The organism is Bacillus sp. SD088, from assembly GCF_017355205.1.
Taxonomy (GTDB): Bacteria; Bacillota; Bacilli; order Bacillales; family Bacillaceae_C; genus Lederbergia.
The window spans coordinates 1-26,464 of the sequence record NZ_JADIJK010000018.1 but is presented as its reverse complement, the minus strand read 5'-3'; the positions used below and the strand labels follow the sequence as shown (position 1 = coordinate 26,464).

28 protein-coding genes are annotated in these 26,464 nt (G+C 38.5%); 20 read left to right on the top strand and 8 right to left on the bottom strand.

Annotated features, from left to right (window positions below; translation table 11 throughout):
• Positions 1-4: 4 nt before the first annotated feature.
• From IPU53_RS15900 to IPU53_RS15875, 6 genes are all read left to right on the top strand, one after another.
• Positions 5-1,339, top strand: coding sequence for a dihydrolipoamide acetyltransferase family protein (locus tag IPU53_RS15900; protein WP_207452007.1), 1,335 nt, complete (start codon positions 5-7; stop codon positions 1,337-1,339).
• Positions 1,340-1,342: 3 nt separating this feature from the next.
• Positions 1,343-2,749: a dihydrolipoyl dehydrogenase gene (lpdA, locus tag IPU53_RS15895; RefSeq protein WP_207452006.1), complete on the top strand. Its 1,407-nt coding sequence runs from the start codon at positions 1,343-1,345 to the stop codon at positions 2,747-2,749.
• Between the two features lie 488 nt (positions 2,750-3,237).
• Positions 3,238-4,107, top strand: a complete 870-nt coding sequence (locus IPU53_RS15890; protein ID WP_207452005.1) for a polysaccharide deacetylase family protein — start codon at positions 3,238-3,240, stop codon at positions 4,105-4,107.
• Between the two features lie 332 nt (positions 4,108-4,439).
• Positions 4,440-4,709, top strand: coding sequence for a UPF0223 family protein (locus IPU53_RS15885; protein ID WP_207452004.1), 270 nt, complete (start codon positions 4,440-4,442; stop codon positions 4,707-4,709).
• A 264-nt stretch (positions 4,710-4,973) separates the two neighbouring features.
• Complete coding sequence (locus IPU53_RS15880) at positions 4,974-5,168, top strand: hypothetical protein (protein WP_207452003.1); 195 nt, start codon at positions 4,974-4,976, stop codon at positions 5,166-5,168.
• A gap of 461 nt (positions 5,169-5,629) precedes the next feature.
• Positions 5,630-6,415: an inositol monophosphatase family protein gene (locus IPU53_RS15875; protein WP_207452002.1), complete on the top strand. Its 786-nt coding sequence runs from the start codon at positions 5,630-5,632 to the stop codon at positions 6,413-6,415.
• 56 nt (positions 6,416-6,471) lie between these two features.
• Here the strand turns inward: IPU53_RS15875 and IPU53_RS15870 are convergent, their stop codons facing one another.
• Positions 6,472-6,657, bottom strand: coding sequence for a DUF5325 family protein (locus IPU53_RS15870; RefSeq protein WP_207452001.1), 186 nt, complete (start codon positions 6,655-6,657; stop codon positions 6,472-6,474).
• Positions 6,658-6,848: 191 nt separating this feature from the next.
• Here IPU53_RS15870 and typA point away from each other — a divergent pair, with 191 nt between their 5' ends.
• Together typA and IPU53_RS15860 are read left to right on the top strand one after the other, a co-directional pair.
• Positions 6,849-8,684: a translational GTPase TypA gene (gene typA, locus IPU53_RS15865; RefSeq protein ID WP_207452000.1), complete on the top strand. Its 1,836-nt coding sequence runs from the start codon at positions 6,849-6,851 to the stop codon at positions 8,682-8,684.
• Positions 8,685-9,003: 319 nt separating this feature from the next.
• The gene (locus IPU53_RS15860; RefSeq protein ID WP_374706906.1) at positions 9,004-9,267 is read left to right on the top strand and encodes a YlaH-like family protein; all 264 of its coding nucleotides are present in this window, start codon (positions 9,004-9,006) and stop codon (positions 9,265-9,267) included.
• 60 nt (positions 9,268-9,327) lie between these two features.
• Here IPU53_RS15860 and IPU53_RS15855 read toward each other — a convergent pair whose 3' ends face one another.
• The gene (locus IPU53_RS15855) at positions 9,328-9,525 is read right to left on the bottom strand and encodes a YlaI family protein (protein WP_207451999.1); all 198 of its coding nucleotides are present in this window, start codon (positions 9,523-9,525) and stop codon (positions 9,328-9,330) included.
• 246 nt (positions 9,526-9,771) lie between these two features.
• A complete protein-coding gene (locus tag IPU53_RS15850) occupies positions 9,772-10,359 on the bottom strand; it encodes a YhcN/YlaJ family sporulation lipoprotein (RefSeq protein WP_207451998.1) in 588 nt (195 codons plus the stop codon).
• Positions 10,360-10,661: 302 nt separating this feature from the next.
• Between IPU53_RS15850 and IPU53_RS15845 the strand changes: the two genes are divergently transcribed.
• Positions 10,662-11,993, top strand: a complete 1,332-nt coding sequence (locus IPU53_RS15845; protein ID WP_207452076.1) for a PhoH family protein — start codon at positions 10,662-10,664, stop codon at positions 11,991-11,993.
• A gap of 201 nt (positions 11,994-12,194) precedes the next feature.
• Here the strand turns inward: IPU53_RS15845 and IPU53_RS15840 are convergent, their stop codons facing one another.
• A complete protein-coding gene (locus tag IPU53_RS15840; protein WP_207451997.1) occupies positions 12,195-12,683 on the bottom strand; it encodes a peptidyl-prolyl cis-trans isomerase in 489 nt (162 codons plus the stop codon).
• A gap of 522 nt (positions 12,684-13,205) precedes the next feature.
• Here IPU53_RS15840 and IPU53_RS15835 point away from each other — a divergent pair.
• Together IPU53_RS15835 and IPU53_RS15830 are read left to right on the top strand one after the other, a co-directional pair.
• Complete coding sequence (locus IPU53_RS15835) at positions 13,206-13,487, top strand: YlaN family protein (protein WP_207451996.1); 282 nt, start codon at positions 13,206-13,208, stop codon at positions 13,485-13,487.
• Positions 13,488-13,605: 118 nt separating this feature from the next.
• Entirely contained in the window at positions 13,606-14,844 is a 1,239-nt protein-coding gene (locus tag IPU53_RS15830; RefSeq protein WP_207451995.1) for an FtsW/RodA/SpoVE family cell cycle protein, read from the top strand.
• 30 nt (positions 14,845-14,874) lie between these two features.
• Here the strand turns inward: IPU53_RS15830 and IPU53_RS15825 are convergent, their stop codons facing one another.
• Entirely contained in the window at positions 14,875-15,846 is a 972-nt protein-coding gene (locus tag IPU53_RS15825; RefSeq protein WP_207451994.1) for a COX15/CtaA family protein, read from the bottom strand.
• A 439-nt stretch (positions 15,847-16,285) separates the two neighbouring features.
• Here IPU53_RS15825 and cyoE point away from each other — a divergent pair, with 439 nt between their 5' ends.
• The 8 genes from cyoE to IPU53_RS15785 all read left to right on the top strand — a co-directional run bounded on the left by cyoE (position 16,286) and on the right by IPU53_RS15785 (position 23,693).
• Complete coding sequence (cyoE, locus tag IPU53_RS15820) at positions 16,286-17,200, top strand: heme o synthase (RefSeq protein WP_207451993.1); 915 nt, start codon at positions 16,286-16,288, stop codon at positions 17,198-17,200.
• A 153-nt stretch (positions 17,201-17,353) separates the two neighbouring features.
• Positions 17,354-18,430, top strand: coding sequence for a cytochrome c oxidase subunit II (gene coxB / locus IPU53_RS15815; RefSeq protein WP_207451992.1), 1,077 nt, complete (start codon positions 17,354-17,356; stop codon positions 18,428-18,430).
• 30 nt (positions 18,431-18,460) lie between these two features.
• Positions 18,461-20,329 (top strand): cytochrome c oxidase subunit I, encoded by a 1,869-nt coding sequence (ctaD, locus tag IPU53_RS15810; RefSeq protein ID WP_207451991.1) that lies wholly within the window; start codon positions 18,461-18,463, stop codon positions 20,327-20,329.
• Positions 20,329-20,955: a cytochrome c oxidase subunit 3 gene (locus tag IPU53_RS15805; RefSeq protein ID WP_207451990.1), complete on the top strand. Its 627-nt coding sequence runs from the start codon at positions 20,329-20,331 to the stop codon at positions 20,953-20,955. Before ctaD ends, IPU53_RS15805 begins: the two co-directional genes overlap by 1 nt.
• A 5-nt stretch (positions 20,956-20,960) precedes the next feature.
• Positions 20,961-21,293 (top strand): cytochrome c oxidase subunit IVB, encoded by a 333-nt coding sequence (gene ctaF, locus IPU53_RS15800; protein WP_207451989.1) that lies wholly within the window; start codon positions 20,961-20,963, stop codon positions 21,291-21,293.
• A gap of 174 nt (positions 21,294-21,467) precedes the next feature.
• Positions 21,468-22,337, top strand: a complete 870-nt coding sequence (gene ctaG, locus IPU53_RS15795; protein ID WP_242698341.1) for a cytochrome c oxidase assembly factor CtaG — start codon at positions 21,468-21,470, stop codon at positions 22,335-22,337.
• Positions 22,338-22,515: 178 nt separating this feature from the next.
• A complete protein-coding gene (locus IPU53_RS15790; RefSeq protein WP_207451987.1) occupies positions 22,516-23,010 on the top strand; it encodes an NUDIX hydrolase in 495 nt (164 codons plus the stop codon).
• Between the two features lie 74 nt (positions 23,011-23,084).
• Positions 23,085-23,693 carry a GNAT family N-acetyltransferase gene (locus IPU53_RS15785; RefSeq protein WP_207451986.1) on the top strand — a complete coding sequence of 203 codons (609 nt, stop codon included), beginning with the start codon at positions 23,085-23,087 and terminating at the stop codon, positions 23,691-23,693.
• 95 nt (positions 23,694-23,788) lie between these two features.
• Here the strand turns inward: IPU53_RS15785 and IPU53_RS15780 are convergent, their stop codons facing one another.
• Genes IPU53_RS15780 through IPU53_RS15770 form a run of 3 tightly spaced genes read right to left on the bottom strand, consistent with a single transcriptional unit; the run spans position 23,789 to position 24,465 of the window.
• Positions 23,789-23,935, bottom strand: coding sequence for a YvrJ family protein (locus IPU53_RS15780; RefSeq protein ID WP_207451985.1), 147 nt, complete (start codon positions 23,933-23,935; stop codon positions 23,789-23,791).
• A 55-nt stretch (positions 23,936-23,990) separates the two neighbouring features.
• The gene (locus IPU53_RS15775) at positions 23,991-24,209 is read right to left on the bottom strand and encodes a DUF2922 domain-containing protein (RefSeq protein ID WP_207451984.1); all 219 of its coding nucleotides are present in this window, start codon (positions 24,207-24,209) and stop codon (positions 23,991-23,993) included.
• A 37-nt stretch (positions 24,210-24,246) separates the two neighbouring features.
• Positions 24,247-24,465, bottom strand: a complete 219-nt coding sequence (locus tag IPU53_RS15770; RefSeq protein WP_207451983.1) for a DUF1659 domain-containing protein — start codon at positions 24,463-24,465, stop codon at positions 24,247-24,249.
• Between the two features lie 475 nt (positions 24,466-24,940).
• Between IPU53_RS15770 and IPU53_RS15765 the strand changes: the two genes are divergently transcribed.
• Positions 24,941-26,293 (top strand): IS1182 family transposase, encoded by a 1,353-nt coding sequence (locus IPU53_RS15765; RefSeq protein ID WP_207451982.1) that lies wholly within the window; start codon positions 24,941-24,943, stop codon positions 26,291-26,293.
• The last annotated feature ends 171 nt before the right edge of the window (positions 26,294-26,464 follow it).

Here is a 26,464-nt window from a genome sequence, read left to right as displayed (position 1 = left end):
GACCATGTCATTTGAATTTAAGATGCCAGACATCGGTGAAGGAATTCACGAAGGCGATATCGTTAAATGGTTTGTAAAGCCTGGTGACAAAATCGAGGAAGATGATACGCTTTGTGAAGTTCAAAACGACAAAGCAGTAGTTGAAATTCCTTCTCCTGTCGCAGGAACGGTAGAAGAAATTTTTGTCGAAGAAGGACAAACTGCAACAGTTGGCCAAGCTTTAATTAAGTTTGATGCTCCAGGTTATGAAGATCTTCAATTTAAAGGAGAGCATGGCGAAGGGAAAACGGAAGCTGATGTACAGTCTACTGCAGAAGCTGGTCAAGATGTGAAAAAAGCAGAAGTCCAAGCTGAAGCAGAAGCTGAACAAAATGCTGAATCAACAGGTGCTGGATCTCAAGCAGAAGTGGATGTAGATCCCAATAAACGTGTGATTGCGATGCCGTCAGTTAGAAAATATGCACGTGAAAAAGGTGTTAACATTCAGCAAGTAAATGGTACTGGTAAGAATAGCCGAGTGCTAAAAGAAGATATTGATTCCTTCTTACAAGGTGGAGCTGCAGAAGCGAAACAAGCAGAAGCTCCAGCGAAAGATGAGAAGACAAATGCGGCAACTGTAGCCACTCCAGAGGGTGAATACCCTGAAACACGCGAAAAAATGAGTGGTATCCGTAAAGCTATTGCTAAGGCGATGGTGAATTCGAAGCATACAGCTCCTCATGTTACGTTGATGGATGAAATTGATGTAACGAAGCTTGTTGCTCATCGGAAGAAATTCAAAGCCGTTGCTGCTGAGAAGGATATTAAACTTACATTCTTGCCATACGTCGTCAAAGCACTTGTAAGTGCTCTTCGTGAATATCCAGCATTTAATACTTCACTTGATGAAGAGGCTGGAGAAATTATTAATAAGCATTATTATAATATCGGAATTGCTGCTGATACTGACAGAGGTCTATTAGTACCAGTTGTGAAACATGCAGATGCGAAATCTATCTTCAATATTTCACAAGAAATTAATGAATTAGCTGTGAAAGCAAGAGATGGAAAATTAGCTCCTAATGAAATGAAAGGTGCTTCTTGCACAATTTCTAATATTGGTTCTGCTGGTGGTCAGTGGTTTACACCTGTTATTAATCAGCCAGAAGTCGCGATTCTTGGTATTGGCCGTATTGCAGAAAAACCAGTTGTTCAAGATGGTGAAATTATTGCGGCTCCAGTGTTAGCTCTATCATTAAGCTTTGACCATAGAATGATTGATGGGGCAACAGCTCAAAATGCACTTAACCATATTAAACGATTATTAAACGATCCTGAACTTTTATTAATGGAGGGGTAAGAAATGGTAGTAGGAGATTTTCCGATTGAAACAGATACAATTGTCATTGGAGCAGGTCCAGGTGGGTATGTAGCGGCAATTCGTGCCGCTCAACTTGGCCAAAAAGTAACCATCGTGGAAAAGGGAAATCTTGGTGGGGTTTGTTTAAATGTAGGATGTATTCCTTCTAAGGCCTTGATTTCTGCTTCTCACCGTTATGAGAATGCGTTAGAATCTGAGGAATTTGGCATCAAAACTGAAAAGGTCAGCCTTGATTTTTCTAAGCTTCAGGAGTGGAAAGGCAGCGTAGTAAACAAACTTACGAGTGGTGTAGAAGGGTTGCTAAAAGGCAATAAAGTTGAAATTGTTAAAGGAGAAGCCTATTTCGTTGATGACCATAACATCCGTGTAATGGACGAAAAATCAGCGCAAACCTATACCTTTAAAAATGCTATTATTGCTACAGGATCACACCCAATTGAACTACCTACATTTAAGTTCTCTGATCGTGTTCTTGATTCAACTGGGGCTTTGAATCTTAAAGAATTACCTGAAAAGCTGGTTGTCATTGGTGGCGGCTATGTTGGTACTGAGCTTGGTACTGCCTATGCTAATCTTGGAACTGAAGTGACCATTCTTGAAGGTGCAGACGATATTCTAAGTGGCTTTGAAAAACAAATGACATCACTTGTTAAGCGCGGTCTGAAAAAGAAAAAAGTTGACGTCGTAACAAAAGCTATGGCTAAAGGCGTTGAAGAAACAAAAGACGGTGTGAAGGTTACGTATGAGGCTGGGGGCAAAGAGGAAGTAGTAGAAGCAGATTATGTGCTTGTGACAGTTGGACGTAAGCCAAACACAGATGAACTTGGCCTTGAGCAAGTAGGCGTTAAACTAGATGATCGAGGGTTAATTGAAGTAGATAAACAATGCCGCACTACTGTGAATAATGTTTATGCAATTGGTGATATTGTTCCAGGACTACCATTGGCTCATAAAGCTTCTTATGAAGGTAAAATTGCTGCAGAAGCTATTTCTGGCCAACCTTCTGAAGTTGACTATCTTGGTATGCCTGCAGTCGTATTCTCTGAACCTGAGCTTGCAACTGTTGGTTACACCGAAAAACAAGCAAAGGATGAAGGCATTGACATAAAAGCTGCTAAATTTCCTTTCGCTGCTAACGGTAGAGCACTATCTCTTAACAGCGCAGATGGCTTTATGAAATTAATTACTCGTAAAGAGGACGGTTTAGTCATTGGTGCACAAATTGCAGGATCTAATGCTTCTGATATGATTTCAGAACTAGGTCTAGCGATTGAAGCTGGTATGACTGCTGAGGATATTGCGATGACTATCCATGCACATCCTACTTTGGGAGAAATCACAATGGAAGCAGCAGAAGTAGCTTTAGGCACCCCTATTCATATTATGTAATAAATAAAATTTCTAAAGAGCTTTCCCATTTAAATGAGAAAGCTCTTTTTTTGGATTATTTTATATATTTACATGCATATTATTTAAGAGGACGTTTTTTACAAGATGCTGTAAATCTTCAATGAAATGAGTGAAGAATTCAATGCTTCTAAAAAATTACGTAGCTGCTCTCATTCAAATTATGATATGGAGTGGTTTTCATGTTGCACAATGGCTTTCGGGAAAAGATCGCTTTCTTGCAAAAGTTCTTCTATTCCTTGTCTTTTTTTATTTAGCTTATTTAGTTGCTAGAAAAATCATTGGGTCAAAAGGAGCGACTATTCTTACAACGATAATGAGCTTATGTACTTATGTTTCGCTGCAATTTCTGCTACAGTTTTTATTCTACTAAATCTCCGGAATTCCACCAAAATCTGATCGCTTGAATACTATATGTCGACAAATTATAATGGAAGTTAATTCCACATAAAGAGAGAAAGGGGAAACATATGAAGAAACTTATGATTTTGCTCCTTGTTGCAGGTGGCTTGGCCGCATGTGGCAATCAGAGTTCTCCAAGTCAGTCGACAGATGAGGTGGACAAGTCTTTAACTGAAGAAAAAGACGAGGGGAAGCAACAAGATGAAGCAGGAGAAGAGCAGCAAGAGGAGACAGGAGAAGGTAATGAAGCGGAAGAGGCTGAGGAATCATCAGTACAAGCAGAAGAGGAAGAACAGGATCCTCAATATGAATTAAGTGAAGTTTATTCTATCGTGCCGATTGATGATGCAAACCCAAAAGTGGCGTTACTCACAATCGATGATGCTCCAGATGAACATGCCTTAGAAATGGCAAAAACGCTTGAAAAGCTTAATGCGCCGGCCGTCTTTTTTGTAAATGGTCATTTTATAACCACACCTGAAAAAGAAAAAATCGTAAAGGAAATTTACGATATGGGCTTTGAGATCGGAAATCATACCTATTCACACCCAGATTTAACAACCCTATCACCAGATGAACAAAAGGAAGAAATTCTCTCTGTTAATGATCAGGTTGAAGAAATTACAGGAGAACGCCCTAAATTCTTTCGCGCTCCTTTCGGCCAAAATACTGACACAAGTAGAGAAATAGCGAAAGATGAAAAGATGGTGTTAATGAATTGGACCTATGGGTACGATTGGAATGAGGAATATATGAACAAAGAGGGAATTGCCGATATTATGGTGAATGCCCCTGAATTAGGCAATGGTGCTAATTTGTTAATGCATGATCGAGAATGGACGAATGCGGCTTTGGAGGACATTGTTAAGGGTCTAAGAGATAAGGGCTATGAAACCGTTGATCCTGATCTGATTAAAACTCCACGTAACGAAGAATAAGCATTAAGGCTGAGACAAAACTAAAATACTAAATTCTAAAGACGAACAATGCATTACTTTAGCGGTGGGAATATACCTAAACTCCTGCGGGAAGTGAGAGTTCGGCAAGACCCGGAAGGCTCATGCCTGAGGAGACTTGCTACTCCCCGCAGAAAGCGAAGTGTATTTCCGAAGCGGGTATATGTAATTCGTTTTTTTCTTTGGATACTTTTGTCTCAGCTTCTTTTCCATATCGGTTTTCTATTTTTTGTGGGGCATCTACATAAATCGTCTGTATGAGTATAGAAGTCTGAATGTAAAGAAATAATAAGCAAAACAGGGAGGAAGTTGGTTTGGAATATTCTTATCCATTTTCTATTGATTGGACCCAGGATGAAATTGTGACTGTCATACAATTTTTTCAAAAAATTGAACAAGCATACGAAAAAGGCGTGAATAGAGATGAGTTATTACATGAATATCGTAAATTCAAAAAAATTGTCCCAGCAAAATCTGATGAAAAGATTTATGGGAAAGAATTTGAGGATTCGAGTGGCTATTCCTTGTATAAAACCGTTAAAAAGGCAAAAAGTACTTCATCCAATCAATTAATAAAGATGTGAATCTCACGATATCCCCGTGTATCCATCAAATTTGAATAGCAACTACTTTACTCATTACAGTGCCATTTGTTTAATCACGACTTGATCCGGGTACAAAATTACCAATAGCAAATTACACAAAGTGAAAATGCATCATGAGTCGGAAATATCTAATATGGGGTAATCACACAATTTAGTTCCTCCTTCTCTTCCGACAACATATATTATAATAAGTTATTCCAGAATGATAAAAATATTTTGAATGACTAAAGGGGTGTTTCTTCCATGAAACAAGTGATGAATGCTTATCGAAGAAAAAACCTAGATAAACAAAGACTGGCTGTATTACGTTTAGAATTGAACTATGAATTAGCCGTTTTGCATGATGCTTTGCAAGAAGAAAATGAAGATAAAAAGACAAAAACAAAGCGTAAGCTTACACGGATCCGGGAAGAGCTTATTAAGTTGGAAGCTTTGTAAGGTATTTGCTTATGACTAGATTCGAACTTCCTTTAGAGCTTTAGTAAGGAAGTTCGTTTCATGTTCTATATGCAATCATTCATTCCCTTAGCTAAATTATAAAATTCTTGGCTTGTGATAAATAGTTTACGTTGCAGTTGGTGTCTAGCTCCAGGCGCCATCGCTCGAGGCTCGCAGGATGCGAGTCCATCGGCGTTTCGACTACAGGATCTACTAGTGCAGACGAAGCGACAGGACGTCGCGGTTTGAGTCTGTTGCTAGGATGTGGCGATCTTAACCGATGTTCCACGAAATAACCTGAGACAATGAAAGGCAAAAACGCCTTTCTTTGTCTCAGAACATTTGCTTGTCGCCGATAGGCGGGCGCCTTGCGCTTTTCTTGATAAAACACTTTGCTTGAAAACGAGGGTTGAAATCCCTATGCTATAGTAAAATATAGGGAGTCAATGGAGGGTGGAAGTATGGCAATATGGCATGAAGTAGATCAATCTGTAAAGCAATGGTTAAAGCAAGCGAGAAACTCAATAATGGAGTCGCTTGAACATGCATTAGATATTCATACGAAATCGGATGCAAATGATCTAGTTACAAATGTAGATAAAGAAACAGAACAATTCTTTGTAAAGCAAATCAAAGAGCATTTTCCCAATCATAGAATGATGGGAGAAGAAGGATTTGGAGATCAAGTGAATGACTTAGAGGGGGTTGTATGGATTGTTGATCCCATTGATGGAACGATGAATTTTGTCCATCAGCAAAGAAACTTTTTCATCTCCATTGGAATTTTAGAGGATGGGGTTGGGCAATTGGGATATTTGTATGATGTCATATTAGACGAGCTTTACTGTGCAAGTAGAGGGAAGGGGGCATTTTTCAATGAGGAAAAAATTGCTCCGCTACAAGAGGGCAATATAAATGAGGCAGTTGTTGGCTTTAACCCAGCATCGATCCATTCCGAACAAACGGCTCGTATGTTTATTCCGTTAGTAAAGGATATACGAGGGGCTAGATCATACGGATCAGCAGCTATGGAATTTGCTTACGTTGCAATGGGAAGGATGGACGCTTACATAAGTTTGCAACTCTCACCATGGGATTTCGCTGGTGGGAAAGTGATCATTGAAGAACTTGGAGGTGTTGTAACGGATTTACAGGGGAATCCAGTAAATATGCTAGAAAAGAGCTCCATCCTTGCAGCGAAGCCTGAACTTCATAAACAATTACTTCCGTATTTTCAATCACGTTAAAACTTTAAACGGAAGTCACCATTCGGTGGGGGAATACCCACTGAATGATGACTGGCTTATATATTACCTTCTTTTTGTAGCTTTTTCTTCTTTTTGAACCCATACATCATAGCGATACAGAGAACGATAAAGCATAACGCAATGCCTAACCAACTATTTTCAGCTAGGCAAATGCCCATGCCCATGATGGAAAAAGCGGCGGCAGTGGCCAATAGTAAAAAGTCCCACCTGATCTTACTCAAGATTGAAGCCCCCTTAGCTAAATGAATAATCATTCTAATATTGCTCCTAAACAAGAAAAAACTCCATTTGTATAAACTCACTATTATATTGTACAAAAAATATTACAAATTCTCCAGTGTTTGTGATATAATAACTCAGTTAATGAAAAAGTTATCAATCAGTTGATTTTTTAATATAGGAGGAAACACTTTTGAACCTTAGAGAAAACATTAGGAATATTGCCATTATCGCGCATGTTGATCATGGTAAAACAACATTAGTAGACCAATTATTAAAACAGTCAGGAACGTTTCGTTCCAATGAGCTTGTCGAAGAAAGAGCCATGGATTCAGGGGATATTGAAAGAGAACGTGGAATTACCATTTTGGCTAAAAATACAGCCATTCAATATAAAGATACAAAAATAAATATATTAGATACACCAGGTCATGCTGATTTTGGTGGCGAAGTGGAACGTATTCTTAAAATGGTAGATGGTGTTTTACTTGTTGTAGATGCGTATGAAGGCTGTATGCCACAAACTAGATTTGTACTGAAGAAGGCATTAGAGCAAAACTTAACCCCAGTTGTTGTTGTAAATAAAATTGACCGTGATTTTGCAAGACCTGCAGAGGTTATTGATGAAGTCCTCGAGCTATTTATTGAACTTGATGCAAATGACGAACAACTTGAATTCCCTGTGATTTATGCATCCGCCATTAATGGTACAGCCAGTAAAGACGCCGAAAAACAAGATGAAAACATGGAATCCTTATACGAGACAATCTTGGATTTTATTCCAGCTCCCGTTGATAACAGCGAAGATCCGTTACAGTTCCAAGTCTCTTTACTCGATTACAATGACTATGTAGGAAGAATTGGCATCGGTAGAGTGTTCAGAGGAACCATGAAAGTAGGTCAACATGTAGCTGTTTTAAAACAGGATGGCACGACCAAACAATTTCGTGTAACCAAAATGTTTGGCTTTCTAGGATTAAAGAAAATCGAAATTGATGAGGCTTTTGCAGGTGATTTGATCGCCATATCTGGAATGGAAGACATTGATGTAGGTGACACAATTTGTCCAATTGAGCATCAGGAACCTTTACCGATCCTCCATGTTGATGAACCTACACTCCAGATGACGTTTCTTGTGAATAACAGTCCATTTGCAGGAAGAGAAGGAAAATATTTAACTTCACGTAAAATTGAAGAAAGACTGATGACTCAATTAGAAACAGATGTAAGCTTACGAGTGGAAAATACTGAATCACCAGATGCCTGGATCGTATCCGGACGTGGTGAGCTACATTTATCCATTCTTGTTGAAAATATGCGCCGTGAAGGGTATGAATTACAGGTCTCAAAACCTCAGGTCATTATAAAAGAAATAGACGGAGTTAAGTGTGAACCGATTGAGCGAGTGCAAATTGATTCACCTGAGCAGTATACGGGAAGTGTGATTGAATCTCTTGGATCTCGTAAAGGAGAAATGCTGGATATGATTAATAATGGAAACGGACAAGTGCGTCTTATTTTCCATGTTCCAGCACGAGGGTTAATTGGTTACTCAACAGAGTTTATGACATTAACAAGAGGATATGGGATTTTAAATCATACGTTTGACAGCTATCGTCCAATGGAAAAAGGCAGAGTGGGTGGACGCAGGCAAGGTGTTCTCGTATCTATGGAAACAGGTAAAACATCTACCTATGGTATTATGCAAGTAGAAGACCGGGGAACGATCTTTGTAGAACCAGGAATAGAAATTTATGAAGGCATGATTGTCGGCGAGCATAATCGGGAAAATGATATTACAGTCAATATCACGAAAACCAAGCACGCAACAAATGTTCGTTCTGCCAATAAAGATCAAACAAATGTTATTAAGAAACCTAGAATTCTTTCTTTAGAAGAAACTTTAGAATATCTTGATGATGATGAATATTGTGAGGTTACTCCAGAATCGATTCGTCTACGTAAAAAGATACTCAATAAAAATGAGCGAGAAAAAGCGGCGAAAAAGAAAAAAACAGCAGAAATATAAAATGAAACTTCAATCGGTGAGGGAGATGAATCTCCCTTACTAAAATTTAGGCTTTCCTGTTCGTATATGATATGATATTGGTGAAACTCTCTATATGGATGTTTCACCTGTATAGGGGATGTTCAAAAAGGCCGGTAAAATGCCACTGTGAGATAAATGATCCTTACCTTTCTTTTTGAACATGCATTTAGGGTTAGGGAAGGGGAGAATAAGAATCAAACTTTATTTTATACTCAATCAATTGTATTTGTTGGGGTCTATTGATGCTAACCAAAGAGCGATCGAACGTTTTTCCCCCACTTTAAAGTTCTATTATACATTGACGGGTAATCCAACGGCTACAAATTGGTTGCTTTGGCTAACAATCACTGCTCTAGCGATTCTTGTATACAAGCTTGGGTTTGCGAAGAAATTACCTTTATTAAAATCAGTAGTTATCTATCTTTTTTTAATCGTAGGTTGTTTATTCTTAACTTTTTTAGCAATATTTTTACCCATAACAGAGGGACTTATGGTCGCGGCCGTGATCCTCATTATTTATAAAATTCGCTTGAGAAAAGAGAAGAAAGCAGGTACGATCTAAAAAAGAGGCTATTTACCATTTTTTGATGGGATAGCCTCTTTTTTTGCTTATAAATAAAATTTAAAAATCTACCTTTTTCTGATCAGGATATAAGCGGAAATTCTCATTTTGTTTTCTTTTTTCGGTGTTCACTCTTATTCGTTCATAGCATATAGGGCACATATAAGTATGAATCGGTCGATTTCTGAGTTTTTTCGCAAGGTTTGAGTCATCCTCTACGGTGTTATGCTCGTGACAGATTACGCATTGTACTTCCATTTGCTCACCTCTGGGTGAAAATTTCTTCTTCATTCCCAGTATAACATCAAACCCCCGCCACTTAACACCCCTACAGATTGTTTTAAGTGGGAGCTTGCGTCTGTCAAGGCTCAACCCTCAGAGAAAGCAACACCCTTTAGTACGACCGAGCAACGCTCTCCTACCTTAGTGTGGTGGAACATAAGGACGATTTACTTCGCCCCTACCACACGATTGAAGTAGGGGTATTGTCTACTTTAGATGAAGTTACCGGTTTTTATCACTAGATTGCTCTTTTTGTATGTGTTGGATATCCTCATCATTTTGTTGGTCATCATCCTCCATGGCATCCTCTGGTTTTTTCTCGTTTTCAGGTAAAGGAACGTCCGGTATGACCCGTCCAACAATATCCGCTAATTCATTCATAACACCTCTAATGGGCTTACCAGCACGAGCGTCTTCACCAACTTCTTTAAGGCGAGCATTTAGGTCTGGATCCGCTATTACAATCGCTCCAGCGCCTTGTGGATCATGTCTAAGGCTTTCCGTCACCGAATATTTAATCGTACCCACCTTTGAACGCTCTATATCCTGATCAATGTCAATGCCTACAACGGCAAGATTCCCAATAACAACAGCTGAGGCATTGTGAACATCTGGAACACTTGCAGCGAGATTTGCTAAATGATTAGCTCTTTTTTCATCTGTATAATTTTGATTACCATTATTGTCAAGATGGCTATCTTGAACAGATACTCCCCTTGGCATGACGTCTGTTTCTCCAATGTTTTCCGGCTTCTGTGAACAAGCTGACATGCTGAATACGGCAATCAGTATAATAAGCCATGTACGCAATTAAATCCCTCCAATAAAATTTTTCCATTAACGTCCTCAGGTTAATTTTTGATATATCTTCTAACTTTATTCAAAAGTTCATATATTTCATTCAAAAGGGTCCCTTCATAAAGAATTTTAATGAACCGGAGACTGTTTCAAGACATAAGATATGAGAAGCGCAGCATATGTTACAAGACACCAAATTTTAGTGGGATGTAAGGCGATTTCTGTTCAACCTTACGCCTAATGCTTTATAAGATGAACTTTTAAATTTGCTAGGCATTGAAGCTAGATCGATTAAAAAGGGGCAGGAGGCATCAATATTGAGCAAAATATATGTTTTAGATACAAATGTCTTGCTACAAGATCCAAATGCACTTTTCTCATTTGAAGAAAATGAAATTGTGATTCCAGCAGTTGTATTGGAAGAGGTGGATTCAAAAAAGCGTTATATGAATGAAATAGGTAGAAATGCCAGGCACATTTCAAAGCTGATAGATAGCTTTAGAGAACAAGGAAAACTTCATGAGAAAATCCAGCTCGAAAATGGTGGAAGTTTAAGGATTGAATTAAACCACCGTTCTTTTAAACAGCTTGAAGAAGTTTTTTTTGAAAAGACAAATGACAATCGCATTTTAGCAGTCGCTAAAAATATTGCCCTTGAAGAAGAAGCGAAAGTTGATGGAAGACCAGTCATATTAGTCAGCAAAGATGCTCTTCTTCGTGTCAAAGCCGATGCTATCGGAATAGATGCTGAAGATTTTTTGAAGGATCGAGTTGTTGAATTGGATCATCTATATACAGGTGTACAAGAACTGTATATTGATATCCATCAGATCAGCTTATTTTATGAACATGGGAGAATATCCTTGGCAAATTATACAAATGAACCATTTTATCCCAATCAATTTGTCATTATTAAAGATGAGCTAGGCAGTTCCACTTCTGGAATTGGGATGATCGATGAGACTGGAATGACGCTTCAAAAGCTTTCCGGGCAAAATGAGCTGATTTGGGGCATTAAATCAAAGAATGCTCGACAAACGATGGCATTAGAGTTGCTAATGAGACAAGATATCCCGCTTGTCACATTAATTGGAAAGGCAGGGACAGGAAAAACATTGCTTACTTTGGCGGCGGGCTTAATGCAGACAGAAGATTTACGAGTTTATAAAAAGATGTTCGTTGCACGACCAATCATTCCAGTTGGAAAAGATATTGGTTATCTTCCTGGAGAGAAACAAGAAAAACTTAGACCATGGATGCAACCGATTTATGATAATCTAGAATTTTTATTTAACACAAAAAAGCCGGGAGAGTTAGATGCGATTTTAGCAGGAATGAGCTCCATTGAGGTTGAAGCTTTGACATATATTCGCGGGCGTAGCATCCCTGACCAATTTATTATTATTGATGAAGCGCAGAATTTAACAAAACATGAAGCGAAGACGATTCTAACAAGGGTAGGGGAAGGAAGTAAAATTATCTTTATGGGCGATCCTGAACAAATTGATCATCCTTATTTGGATGAATATAACAATGGTTTAAGTTATGTGCTTGAGAGCTTTAAAGAGGAGGTAATCGCAGGACATATAAAATTAGTCAAAGGGGAACGGTCACATCTTGCTCAATTAGCCGCAGATTTATTATGAAAATCGTGCCTTAAACCAATTGAAGAAGCAGATTACTGTCGCTTAAGAGAAAAATACTCCCGGATAGAGCAAGAATACTGTCGTATAGAAACAAAATACTCTCGTATAAAAAATACAAGCAAATAAAGAGTAAAAACGGCGTTGCCACAGGACATCGAATCCCGTGCCGTTTTCACTCTTTCAAGGCGCTCTCATGGTTACTTACTCGACTCGAAAAGCCTTGACATTCTTGATAGGATGATCAAGGTTTGAACCATCTGGAAAAAGAATATGGACAGGTCCGTCCTCTTTTAAAGCCTTGCCTTTATTGGAGAATTGTACAAGAATAGTGTACCCATCCTCTAAAGGAATCGACACATCCTCGCCATTTGTCTCAAAAACGAGAAGAGAAGCTTTTGGATCAGGTTCTGCGTTTTTAAGAAAGGGCTCTAGCTTAATGGCAAAGGTGCTTGTAAGCATTTTAGCTTTTTCATATCTTTTACGCGTCTGCTTTGGAGAAACGGCTCCTTCTTTTACAGAGCGGTCCCAATGCTTGGATACAGTCGTAGCCTCTTCAGTTAAACCATCTTGTTTTTCATCTTCAAAGGAATATGTATCTAAATCAATACGACGATCATCAAAAATCCAAGCTCCAACATCCAAAGTAATGGGAAATTTAACTTTCCCTTTTATGGTCATGATCATATCCATTCTGTAGCCCCCTTGTCATTACAAATGTCAATTATAGCGTGAATGGATAGAAATTTAAAGTCATGAATATTAAACCAAAATGATAGGGGGAGAAATTCAGGTATTGAAATAGGAAGTAATCGTCTTTCCTGTTGCAATTTCCCTAGTTTAGTTGTAATATTTAATAATAGTATTGTCCTCATTAAATGATGATCGGACAGGCAAGTGAAGATTATATTCAGGGTGAGGAAAAGTATAAAATATTGCCAGTGTTAGGATCTAGCTCCAGCGCCTAGCCCCGAGAAGCTCATAGGATGTGAGTTCATCGGCATTGCCACAGGACGTGGCGACCTTAGCCGATGTTCCATCAAATAACCTGAGCCAATAAAAGTCAAAACCGGACTTTTCTTGTCTCAGAACATTTGCTTGTCGGAGGGCAACAGGATGTTTGTCAGAAAGGCGTTGCGCCAGGACGGCGCGAACTTAGCCTTTCTTCATATCCCAAGGCACTTGCGCTTTTCTAATAAATAAGGGGGATTAAATGTGGTGTCGGATACGAAAGTTGATCATCGGGAAAAAGCCCATGCATTACTGAAGGCAGATGCAGAGAAAATTCTCCGCCTGATTCAAGTGCAAATGGACAATCTAACTATGCCGCAATGCCCTTTATATGAAGAAGTTCTAGATACACAAATGTTTGGCTTGTCTCGTGAAATTGATTTTGCTGTTCGCCTTGGACTAGTCGATCAAAAATATGGGAAAGAATTAATGGATTCCTTAGAAAGACAGTTGTCTGTTCTACATGAAGCCTCAGTTAGAAAGTAAAGGATGGCGGTTTAGGCATAAGCCTTTAGCATAAACTCAAACAGTTCTTAGAAATTGTTTGAGTTTTTTAGGATGAAGAGGTCTTTCTGCAAACTGACTCATAGATTGGAAGAATTTTATGTTAAAAAAAATCCTTAAATCATATGATTATTCAATTATTATTGCATACATACTTTTGACATTATTTGGCCTTATTATGGTGTATAGTGCTAGCATGGTTATTGCTATAAAAATTTACGATGTGCCTGCTGATTACTTTTATAATAAGCAAAAAATTAATATTCTTATTGGCTTTTGCGCTTTTTTGTTTTTTGCTCTCTTTCCTTACAAAGTCTTCAAGAATAAAAATCTTCTTATCTTAATGACGATTATTTCTGTTGGCGGATTATTAGCTGTTTCAATTATCGGCCATACTAGCAATAATGCCCAAAGCTGGATAAAGCTCATTGGAACAAGAACGATCCAGCCCTCTGAATTTGCAAAGTTAAGTGTTGTGATTTATTTATCAGCAGTCTATGCGAATAAACAGAGATACATTAACCAGTTGAATGTTGGAGCATTGCCTCCAGTCATTTACCTTGTCTTTGTTTGCTTTCTTATTAAAATGGAACCAGATAATGGAACAGCGATGATCACACTTGTCCTTGGCATGATCATTATTCTCTGCTCTGGTATGAACTTCCGAACGATCGGAAAGCTTGGGCTAATGGGAGTCGGTGCTTCTCTATTATTAATTCCTTTTGTGATCCTTAAATTTGATAGTTTTTTTACAGAGGGGAATATGAAAAGAATAACTGGCTACCTCGACCCGTTTGGAAATTACGATAATCAAGGCTTTCAACTAGTTAATTCCTATTTAGCGATAGGGTCGGGTGGCTTAAAAGGGGCAGGTCTTGGACAAGGGATTCAAAAATATGGCTACTTACCAGAGATCCACACTGATTTCATTATGTCGGTTATTTCAGAAGAATTAGGAATTTTTGGTGTAGGCTTTGTCGTTCTTGGGATTGCTTATATTGTTCTACGAGGGATTATCATTGCGACGAAATGTAAGGATCCTTTTGGCAGTATGCTTGCAATTGGTATTGCTGCGATGATTGGGATTCAGACGTTTATTAATCTAGGAGGTATGTCTGGTCTAATTCCGATTACAGGCGTTACGCTTCCGTTTATCAGCTACGGTGGGTCCTCGATAATTGTTTTATCGATTGCCATGGGCTTACTTGCAAATATTTCGATGTTCACACAGTATGATGAGAAATACCGTACGAAAAATAAGAAAGACCTGCCAAAATCACAGAAAAGCCGTTCTTCCGTTCAACCTACTTTTAAAAGATCTTATCAGCATCCCCAATAAAAGAACCACGCACAAATGTACGTGGTTCTTTTATTGGGTAATCAGCTTATTGGGATCAACAGGCTGTTTCTCTCCTGACTGAATTTGCTGTTTGGCGATGTTGCTCCTATTTCGAGATAAGAGGAGGAGAAAATAACATAACAAACCGAATAATAGCGAGATAAAGATTGCATGTGATAAGGCTACAACAATATTTGCCTTTGTGAAAATCACACTTGCTCCTGAAATGGCTTGAAGCGAGACAAGGACAAAGGCAATAATCCAGCCATAATAAAGAACTTTTTGCTGTTTATAATGCCGAATAGCCAGAATCATCACATAGCCAATCCAAATAAAAATAAGTGCAGCGGCTGTACGATGTCCCATCTGAATCCATTGATACATATTAGCCGGTAATGAAAACTCACCATTTATACATAATGGAAAATCTGAACAAACTAGACTTGATTCGGTATGGCGGACGAGTGCACCCGTATAAACCACAATATAACTGTATATGGTCAGACCGATAATGTGAAACGTCATTCTTTTGTCAATAACTAGCTTGTTCGCATCGAATTTTTTATCCACTTCAAAAATAAGTAAGGTCAGTAATAGTACTGCAGCAAAAGAAATAAGCGAGATACCAAAATGCAAGGCCAAAACAAAATCAGATTGTGGCCATAGCACTGCAGCGCCACCAATTAATGCTTGGATAACTAAAAAGGAGATCGATAGGATCGCAAGCAATTTTGTTTCTCTCACCTTTCCGATTGCCCTCCAAGCCCAAATAGATAATATTGCAACTAGAATGGCAGCACTCCCTGACACAAGTCTGTGCGAGAATTCGATTAACAATGCGGGTGTAATATCCTCTAATGGAATTAATTTTCCATGACATAATGGAAAAGAGCGTCCACAGCCCATGCCCGAATCAGTTTTTGTTACTAAAGCTCCACCAAGTAACACACCTAGCATCACAAGTGAAGTTATAACAGAAAACCATTTTAATTTTTTACTCAAGCCTTCACCTTCTTTAAAAGAAAATAAATTCGTTAACTTTTAAATAAACATTCCATAACCGATACTACCTAAAGAACTAGAAAAAAACAACTGACAATATTGTTACAGTCGCATCGTAAAGCCGAAAGCTTGAAAGATTGTCCTTTATTTGGTAAAAATAAGAAAGTAGATTCATCTATTTGCTATGACTTGTCACATTTCCGACATAAAAACACTTTTCTTTATCTCCCTATTCATAAGGAATTATGCTTTAATATTCCATTGGGGGCTTTGAATCAGCAGCCTTCGATCAAAGGATATAGTGAGATTGAAAAATTCCTTGCAATAATCGTGTTTAATTAGTGAACAAATACTGAAAGTTTCATTAAAAACAAGAAATGTTAAGCAAAATGCATTATAGTAAATGATGGAATAAACTTTTAGAAAGGAGGGAATAAAAATGGGAGATAGTCGTACATTAGCAAGTGCTGAAAGAACGGTCCAGCCAGTTACTACTAAATGGAAAGATTTTACGGCATTGATTAAAATTGGTATTGTGAATTCTAATCTTATTACCAGTTTCACTGGGTTGTGGCTGGCCTTTGTTTTTACCGAAGGCCATTTCCTCCAATCATTAGACATTGTTTTTTTTGCTCTCGCTGGCTCGTCCTTAATTATGGCAGGATCATGTGCCTTGAATAATTACATAGATAGAGATATAGATCATATTATGGAACGAACAAAGAAAAGACCAACAGTGACAGGGAAAATTAATGGTTCTAAAACTTTAATATTAGGTTTTAGTTTCATCATTGTAGGATTAATATTTCTTTTTCTGACCAATGTAGTAGCTGGGATTCTTGGAGTCATCGGGGTTTTTAGCTATGTGGTGGTCTATAGTATGTGGGCAAAACGGAATTTAGTTAGTAATACGGTTATTGGTAGCCTTCCGGGAGCTATTCCGCCTCTCATTGGTTGGGCTGCCGTTGATCCTTCATTGCCTACAATGGCTTGGATGTTATTTTTACTTATGTTTATTTGGCAGCCGCCACACTTCTATGCGCTTGCAATGAGGCGAGTAGAAGAATATAGGGCTGCTTCTATCCCAATGCTGCCAGTCGTAAAGGGCTTTTCTGTCACAAAAAAACATATCATGCTTTGGGTAGCATTGCTATTACCCATTCCCTTTTTTATGATGTCATTAGGAGTCCCATTTGTTATATTTGCCACTGCTTTGAATATTGGGTGGTTACTTATGGGCATGATGGGTTATAAGAAAAAAGACGATGTAAAATGGGCCAACGGAATGTTTATCTATTCATTGAATTATTTAACCATTTTATTTACTGCAATGGTCATTTTTTCAGTGATCTAGATAAAATTATGGCTTTTGATTGAAAGGCAATCAGACATTATTATAGGTTATATTTCTAGGGAATTCTTTCTTATATTTTTTAAGAAATCCATATAGTTAACGGCATGTCTTTGGCTGCCAAGACATTTTACGAAAGAGGGGTTTGATTACATTATGAAAAAATGGCTGCAAAAATGGCGTCTCGCTTCAATTATAGCGATGTTGGCGTTAGTCCTGTCAGGATGTGGCGAGCCGTTTCTCTCGGCTTTAAAACCAGCTGGAGAAGTGGCAAAACAGCAATATGACCTCATTTTATTCAGTTTAGGGATTATGACTTTGGTCATTATTGTCGTAGTAGTGTTATTTGCGATTGCCGTGGTCCGTTTTCGACGTAAGAATGATAGTGAAATACCTAAGCAAGTTGAAGGTAGTCACACACTAGAAATCATTTGGACAGTTATTCCGATCATCATTATTTTGGTGCTTGCTGTCCCTACAGTTGCTGCTACTTTTTCACAAGGTGATGTGTCGGCAATGGATAAGAAGGACGCGGATGGAAATCGAGAGAATCTTGTGGTCAATGTGCGAGCTCACTTGTACTGGTGGGAGTTCGAATACGAAGATCTCGGCATTTTAACAAGCCAAGACCTAGTAATTCCAACAGATCAAAAAGTGTATTTTAATGTTGAATCTGCTGATATCAAACACTCTTTCTGGATTCCATCAGTAGGCGGAAAATTAGATGCTAATCCAGAGAACGTCAATAAGTTTTACTTAAGTGTTGATCAAGATAAGGCAGACGATGTCAACAATATTTTCTATGGGAAATGTGCGGAGCTTTGTGGACCTTCCCATGCTTATATGGATTTTAAGGTTAAAGCCATTTCACAAGCTGATTTTGACCAATGGGTTGCAGATATGCAAAATGCGGAAGAACCAGTTCCGACTTCTGAATTAGCTAATAAAGGCGAAGAGATTTTTACTGATAGCTGTCTTTCCTGTCATGCTGTAACACCTAGTAATGAAAAGCCAAAAACAGCAAGAGTTGCACCTAACTTATCTGATTTCGGTAACAGGGAAACAGTCGCTGGGATTTTGGATCACGATGAAGAAAGTTTAAAAGAATGGATAAAAGATCCAGAGCAATTTAAGCCAGGAAACAAAATGACAGGTCAATATCCTGACCTTGAAGATGATGAGCTAGATGCGTTAGCAGCTTATCTAATGGAATTAAAAGTTGATAACCAATAAACAGTCCCAAGTATTTAAGGAGGTTAAATTGTGAGTACAATTGCTCAAAAGCGAGGCTTCGGTGCCACTCTTTGGGACTACATGACAACGGTAGACCATAAAAAGGTTGGTATTCTATATATCGCAGGTGGAGGTTTTTTCTTCCTAATTGGCGGTATTGAAGCTTTAATAATACGGATTCAACTCGCTGTGCCTAACAATGGTTTTGTAAGTGCACAGGTATTTAACGAAGTCATGACAATGCATGGAACGACCATGATCTTCCTCGCAGCCATGCCGATATTGATCGGGTTAATGAACTTAATTATGCCCCTGCAGATCGGGGCGCGTGATGTGGCATTTCCATTTTTAAATGCTTTAGGTTTTTGGTTATTCTTCCTAGGTGGAATTTTACTGAATACCTCATGGTTTTTGGGTGGGGCACCGGATGCTGGTTGGACATCTTACGCATCTCTTGCACTTAATTCTCCCCATCATGGGATTGACTTCTATGTAACAGGTATCCAAATTTCAGGATTTGGAACACTTATGGGCGGAATTAACTTTCTTGTAACGATTATTAATATGCGTGCACCAGGAATGACTTATATGAGAATGCCAATGTTTACATGGACAACATTTGTAATCTCTGCACTTATTTTATTTGCTTTTCCACCGTTAACAGTAGCGTTATTCTTGTTAACTTTTGATCGCCTATTTGGAGGACAGTTCTTTGAAGTAGCTGCGGGCGGAAATACCATTATTTGGGAGCATTTCTTCTGGATCTTTGGTCACCCTGAAGTATATATCTTAATATTACCGTCATTCGGGATCTTCTCTGAAATTTTTGCAACGTTCTCGAGAAAAAGATTATTTGGATATTCTTCCATGGTCTTTGCGACAGTACTAATTGGATTCTTTGGCTTCATGGTTTGGGCTCACCATATGTTCACAGTTGGATTAGGGAATATCGCTAATGCGATTTTCGCAGTTGCCTCAATGGCCATTGGGGTACCAACCGGAATTAAAATCTTTAACTGGATATTTACGATGTGGGGCGGGAGTGTTAAATTTACAACTCCGATGCTCTATGCGGCTGGCTTTATTCCATCCTTTGTTATGGGGGGGGTAACTGGAATCATGGTAGCTGTGGCACCTGCTGACTATCAGTTCCATGATACTTATTTTGTTGTAGCTCACTTCCACTATGTAATTGTTGGAGGAGTTGTCCTAGCCATTTTGGCAGCTGTTCACTTCTACTGGCCGAAAATGTTTGGTACAATGTTGAATGAAACACTAGGAAAGATTGAGTTTGTCTTATTCTTTATTGGCTTCCACTTAACATTCTTTATTCAACATTTCCTTGGTTTAATGGGAATGCCAAGAAGAATTGCTACATTCTTACCTGGTCAAGGGTTAGATATAGGAAACTTAATCAGTTCAATTGGAGCAGCATTTATGGCTGTTGCCGTATTGATTTTGCTTTACAATGTAATTATGACACAGGTGAAAAATGTCCGTGTTGGCAACGATCCATGGGGCGATGGCCGGACTTTGGAATGGTCATTACCATCACCACCACCATTTTATAATTTCAAGCAATTACCTTTAGTTCGTGGTATTGACACGTACTGGATCGAAAAAATGGAAGGAAAGAAAGAAGTGACTCCGGCTGAACCTGTAAATGACATTCATATGCCGAACGGCTCGATTCTTCCATTCTTTATTTCTCTAGGTTTTATGATTGCTTCATATGGAGCGATCTTCCGTAATGATCATGCGTGGGGAGATCCTGTATTGATTATTGGTCTGATCGTAGCATTTGCTTCAATGTTACTAAGATCCTTAAAAGATGATCATGGCTTCCATATACCGAAATCAGAGCTAGTTGATAAAAAGGATAAGGGGGTAAAGGCATAATGCATGTTGAAGAGAAATTCACACCCAAAACATGGCCTGAGTCACCCGAAAGAGCCACTCTTGAAGGGAAAAATAAATTTTTGGGCTTCTGGTTCTTCCTTGGAGGCGAAACAGTTTTGTTTGCCTCCCTGTTTGCAACATACTTGGCTTTAAAAGATAAAGTACCAAGTAAAGATAGTATTATTTCGACCGATATCTTTGATTTAAAATTAGCATTTATTATGACGATGCTACTTTTAACCAGTTCCATTACAAGTGTTTATGCTATTTACCATATGAAGAACTTTCATTTTAAAAAAATGCAGGCATGGTTATTTATCACAGTTGCCCTTGGTTTGGCTTTCTTAGGCTGTGAGATTTATGAATTCTGGCATTATACCCATGAGTATGACTTCGGATACTCGACAAGCGCATTTAGCTCAGCATTTTATACGTTAGTCGGTTTCCATGGAGGCCACGTAGTATTTGGACTTGGCTGGATTATTTCATTGATGGTGCGAAATGCAAATAGAGGTTTAAGCTTATATAATGCCCCTAAGTTCTATCTAGCAAGTTTGTATTGGCACTTTATTGATGTCGTATGGGTGTTTATTTTCACTGTCGTATATCTAATGGGGATGGTGTGATAAAAATGGGAAACGAACAATTGAACTCACAAGATCTTGATACGAAATATGAATACCGCAGAAAAAGAAATGCCGAAGAAATGCGTCACCAAGTGATCTCTTTTGCAATTTCTATTTTCTTAACACTTTGTGCATTTGGAGCTGTTGCAGCCGGTTTTGATAAATGGTTTATTATCCCATTTATCCTCTTACTCGCTTTGATCCAAGTCATATTTCAACTATATTACTTCATGCACATGAGTCAAAAAGGACATGAAGCTCCGCAGTTATTTATATACGGTGGAGTCATCATCGGATTCGTCACAATCCTAGCATTCCTAACCATCGTTTGGTGGTGATTAAAAAGCCAGCCGATTAGGCTGGCTTTTTGCAATGTCATCAATATGTCATTTGCATGCGTTGAACTCGGCCCTTTATAAAAGTATAATAAAACTAATACTAGTATTCTAAACGAGGTGAAGAGCGTGCCTTTAAGTATTTTTGGGTTCCGTGCATTATGGAGTCCATATTTTATGATGTTTGTCTTACTTTTAATTGTCACTTATTTCTTTGTAACAGTGAAACTAAGAGGCGATGCTCCTGATCGAGAGTCACTTAAACCAAAGCAAGCTGTCTTATTTATCATCGCGATGCTGCTTCTTTATGTGACAAAAGGTTCTCCCGTCGATTTAATGGCACATATTATGTTTACTTTTCACATGTTCCAAATGGCCTTTTTATACTTAATCATCCCCCCAATCTTAATTGTGGCGATTCCAAATTGGGTCTGGAAAGAACTTATTCAGTTTAAGTTCCTTAATTCGATTTTTAAGTTCATGACAAAGCCTTTGATCGCTTTACTTGTTTTTAATGGTATCTTTTCTATTTACCATATTCCAGTTGTAATGGATGCCGTTAAGATGAACATTTTTGTACATGCTGGTTATACAATCCTTCTGTTTGTTTTAGCCATGTTCATGTGGTGGCCTTTAACGAATAAGCTTGAAGGGGCATATCAACTTCATGGTTTGAAAAAGGTCGGGTACGTTCTAGCGGCTGGGATTTTACTTTTACCAGCGTGTGGGATGATCATATTTGCGCCTACTGCCATCTATGCAACCTATACAGATGGAGAAATGTGGATGAAAGCAATGGCGCTTTGTGTGCCTAGCTCTACATTGTCGGGACTTGCTGGCAGTGGCCTCAGCCCCGAATTATTCACGAATGTTGCGCCGAGAGTAGACCAGCAACTTGGTGGGGTACTGATGAAAGTTATTCAAGAAATTGTTCTTGGTTATATGCTTGTGAAAGTATTTTTCGCATGGTATGAAAAAGAACAAAAAGAGGGAGAAGAGATTAATAAAGCAGCGCTTCTCCAACATCGTCCCAACCATGCTGAATAATAAGGAAAAAGGAGCTGCCCAGCTCCTTTTTTGCGTATTTACAATCTTTTCATCAAGAGAAATAGTTAGAAGGCAACACTCAGCAAAAAAGATGTAATCGCATTCATAATAGGGAGTATTTAAAAAAAATAATTTGTTTGAGAGGAAATCATTTTTTTTTAGAAAAGGAGAATTTTATATGTTTGTAAACGTTAGAGCTATTATAGAAAGAAAAATGGGTGATGGGACGGAAATCGTAATACAAAGAAGAGTGAAAGCACATGAAGATGGCAGACCTTTTGAACTTCCTGGTGGTCGGTTAAATCCCTATGAATCATATATATCTGCACTAAAAAGAGAGGTTTTAGAGGAGACCGGTCTTCATGTAACCAAAGTTTATGGGGAAGAAACAAAGATGGAAACAAATGAATCTACCTCCAACGTGGAGATTATGGAACCTTTTGCTATCTATCAAACAGTCAATGGTCCAGTCGATTCTTTAGGTGCGTATTTCCGATGTGAAGCTAAGGGGAGTTTACTTCAAGAAGGGGACGAAACGGACAACATCATGTGGATTTCAGTAAATGATCTTTCTTCAGCAATCGAGGAAGGTAGGATTGACTTTAGTTGGGTAGATATGTCCGGTATTTTATATTATTTGAAGTGGTATCGGCAACAAACCAAAGTGCTATAGTTTATTAGTTAAGGGGAAAAGCGGAAATATGGGGGCCTTTCATAAACCATGGAGATGAATTACAAGTAGCTAAAATGTTATGGGACTCGCTTATTGTAAAAATCCCTGAGACAATAAAGACGGTTTCCTTATTCCCTGAAAAAAATAACAAAGTGGTAATAGAATTTGCTAAAGCTTTATCTTTTGAGTTTGGTAGTAATGAAACGATTTTGGCTTGTACCAAGCAATGCTTTGAGGGCGTAAACAATGATAATGTCATCACACTTTCGAGCGAACAATACAGTTCCTTAGTGAAGTTACACAATCAACTATTCCCAAATACATACCTAACAGGAAATGAAATGGTAGAGGGATTGAGTGATACATCGACTGTTTTTGGTGTAGTAGACGAACATCGTAATTTACTAGGCTATCTCTATGCTGAAGCAGAACCAGAATTTGCAGAAGGAAGTATCGAATTCTTTGGGGTCGCGCTGGCTTCGCGTAATAAGGGAGTCGGCTCATCTCTCCTTGCAAAAGGATTAGAATGGATGTTTTCGTTCCCATCTATAGAAGCAGTGACTCTTTGTGTCCAGTCAGATAATACAAAGGCAATGCGCCTATATTCAAGATTAGGCTTTAATATTGAACATGAGCTTAAATTTTTTGAAAAAGATTTGGAGGAGCAGATTTGTAGTGACTAAATAAAAAGTGGAAATCCCGATATCACGGAATTTCCAGTCTTTCTATTTTTATGGTTTATCCTTGCCAAGGAGATCCTAACGAATTCCCCACTTTGTCATCCCTTCAGAGTGCGCATTTGTTTTGGCAATGCTTGCACAGATGCAATGACAGCTTCCAGTTTTGTCTCGATCCGGTAGAGTAAATAAAAGGTTACTAAGGCCGGAAACCCAATTTCACTGATAAACGGGAGAATTTGCTCCACATCCACCACCTCCTTTTGTATGGAAAGGCTCACCCAAAGGAGTGAGCCTTTCTTTTTAATCAATATCAATTGGTGTAACAGTGCGGTCGACGATCCGGGCGGATTTAGCTTCCGTTAGGGCATTTCCTTCCGAATCCAGGAAAACATCGGCCTCGATGATCGTGTTTACGGCTGTCTTGACTTCTTCCCCATCGATCAGTTCAATTGGGTTATCAATCGATACACGGACGTTTTTCCCTTCCGCTGATAGGAAATTCAATTCTAAAACCTTCATATTCTCACCTCACTTTCTAATTGGCTTGAAAAAAATCTTACTCACCAATTTGGTACGTATCATTCCTTTCGACCTGCCAAAGTGGCTGGGCGGATAAAGAGCCGATCACTTCAGCAGCTTCATAAAGCTGATCTGCAGAAGCGTGAGGACGAATGCGATTAAACGTCTTCGTTTTAAAGACAGGTTTATTCTCTTCGTCCACTCCATAATCAAAAACAAGCTTCAATTTCGAAGCATTCAAAATTTCCTGTGCCATGTTCTCACCCCCCTTCACCCTTTATATAGAGGGGAAGAGAGGAAAAGGACACCTTGAGAATTATTTTTTTGAAGATTTTCAAAAGATACATTGAAAGCTTTGAAAAAATTGTTGAGAAGTATCAGCCAACGATTTCCCATGAGTTGAAATTTACAAAAATAAGGATGAATTTATCCAAACAGGCAATGAAAAATATCGCCATAATTTAAAATTACATAATATTAAGGGTAATTATAAAACAACTTCCTGCAAAATAATGTCATGCTTATTTTCATGTAACATATACATACAGTATTTACACGATGTCTGTCTCAAACTTGCGCATAAGAGTTCAATTTATCTACATTAGAATCAATTTCATAAATTAAACCCTTAGAGTCTCAAGGTTTTTGAGACATAAAAAAAGGAGTACCTCCCCAAAATGTCGAAATGAGTAAGTAACGACACAAACTCTAAGACTGGAGGAAGACTCCCTATGACTATTATACGACAAGGAAGCCTGTTTGGGCTACAAGAATTATATGATTTAGCACCTACCCAGCGATTTGATGCTATTTTTTCAGCCATTGATATCGAACCCATCCTAGCTCTGCTTGCAAAGAAATCACGTTTTGGTAGACCGATTGATCTTAATTACAGGGCGATGATTTATTCTTTGGTTGCTAGAATTTCAGAACGAATTCCATTCATTAAAGATTTAGTGAAGCGACTAAGGCATGATATGATTTTCCGTCTGGACTGCGGGTTTTTAGTATCTGATACCATTCCGTCCGAAGCAGCTTATTCAAGAATGATTACACTTATAAGTGAATCGAACGTTTTAGAAAAGGTTCAGGAAACCCTTCTTCATCAAGCCATTACAGAAGGCTTTATTACAGATGATACGGTTGCCATTGATGCTACACACTTTGAAGCCAAAGATCAGGCACCTCCAAAGGAGGAAAAACCTAAAACGGAACCCAAAAAACGGGGGCGCAAGTCAAAGGAAGAAAGGGAACAATGGTTGATTGAAAAAGCAGAACATGAAGCCAATCTTCCCCTTTTTGAAAAGAAAATAGAAGATCAGTTAAACATCCCTTTAGCCGAACTCCGTTCTGAAATTCCCCAAGATCCTCAATGGGGAGTAAAGAAAAACAGCGAGGGAAAAAACGTATTTTGGTATGGCTATAAAGCTCATCTAGCTGTTGGCTCAACGAGTCAATACATTTTGCAATCTCTCTTTTCTTCAGGTAACTTGAATGATGGAAAAGCCGCGATCCCCCTTTTAAAAGGGATCCAAGAACATGTACCACTTTCTACTCTACGCTATGAAACAATGGATGCAGGGTATGATTACGAGCCTATCTATACCCAAATTCATCAAATGGGCCATCAATCTGTGATTGCTTATAATAAACGGAACGAGCCTGAACCAATTGGCTTTGATAAACACTTCGCCCCCACGTGTTTCCAGGAACACTCCTATCGTTACGATAGTTTTGATCCAAAATATGAAACATTGAAATACACACGGCCAAAAGAATGTATTGACTGTCCTTTAGCGAATGAAGGTCTTTGTCAAAAAGTGTACAAGGTAAAAATCACAACTGATCTTAGAAAATATACAGCTCCAGCACGTGGATCAAAGGCCTGGAAAACAATATTTAAACGTCGTACCGCCGTGGAGCGTGTGAATGCTTATCTCAAGGAATATTTTCAACTCGACAATGTTCGTTATCGTACTGGGAAAAGAGCTAAAGTTCACTTCGACCTTATAGCGCTTGTTTATAATGCTTCAAAATTGGCTTGTGACCGCATCCATTTATCGTTAAATCAACAGGCTGCTTGATTTTGTTCTCAGATAAAGGTAGATAATCTCACTCGCCCTTTGAAAAAAAGGAAAATGAAGAGGGCTTAGTTTTCTATTGTCAAATTTGAAAAGATAAACTAGTTGATTGGAGTGGAAGGCGGCGACTCCTGGGGGATTAGCGTGACAGGTGAGACCCCGCAGTGAGCGAAA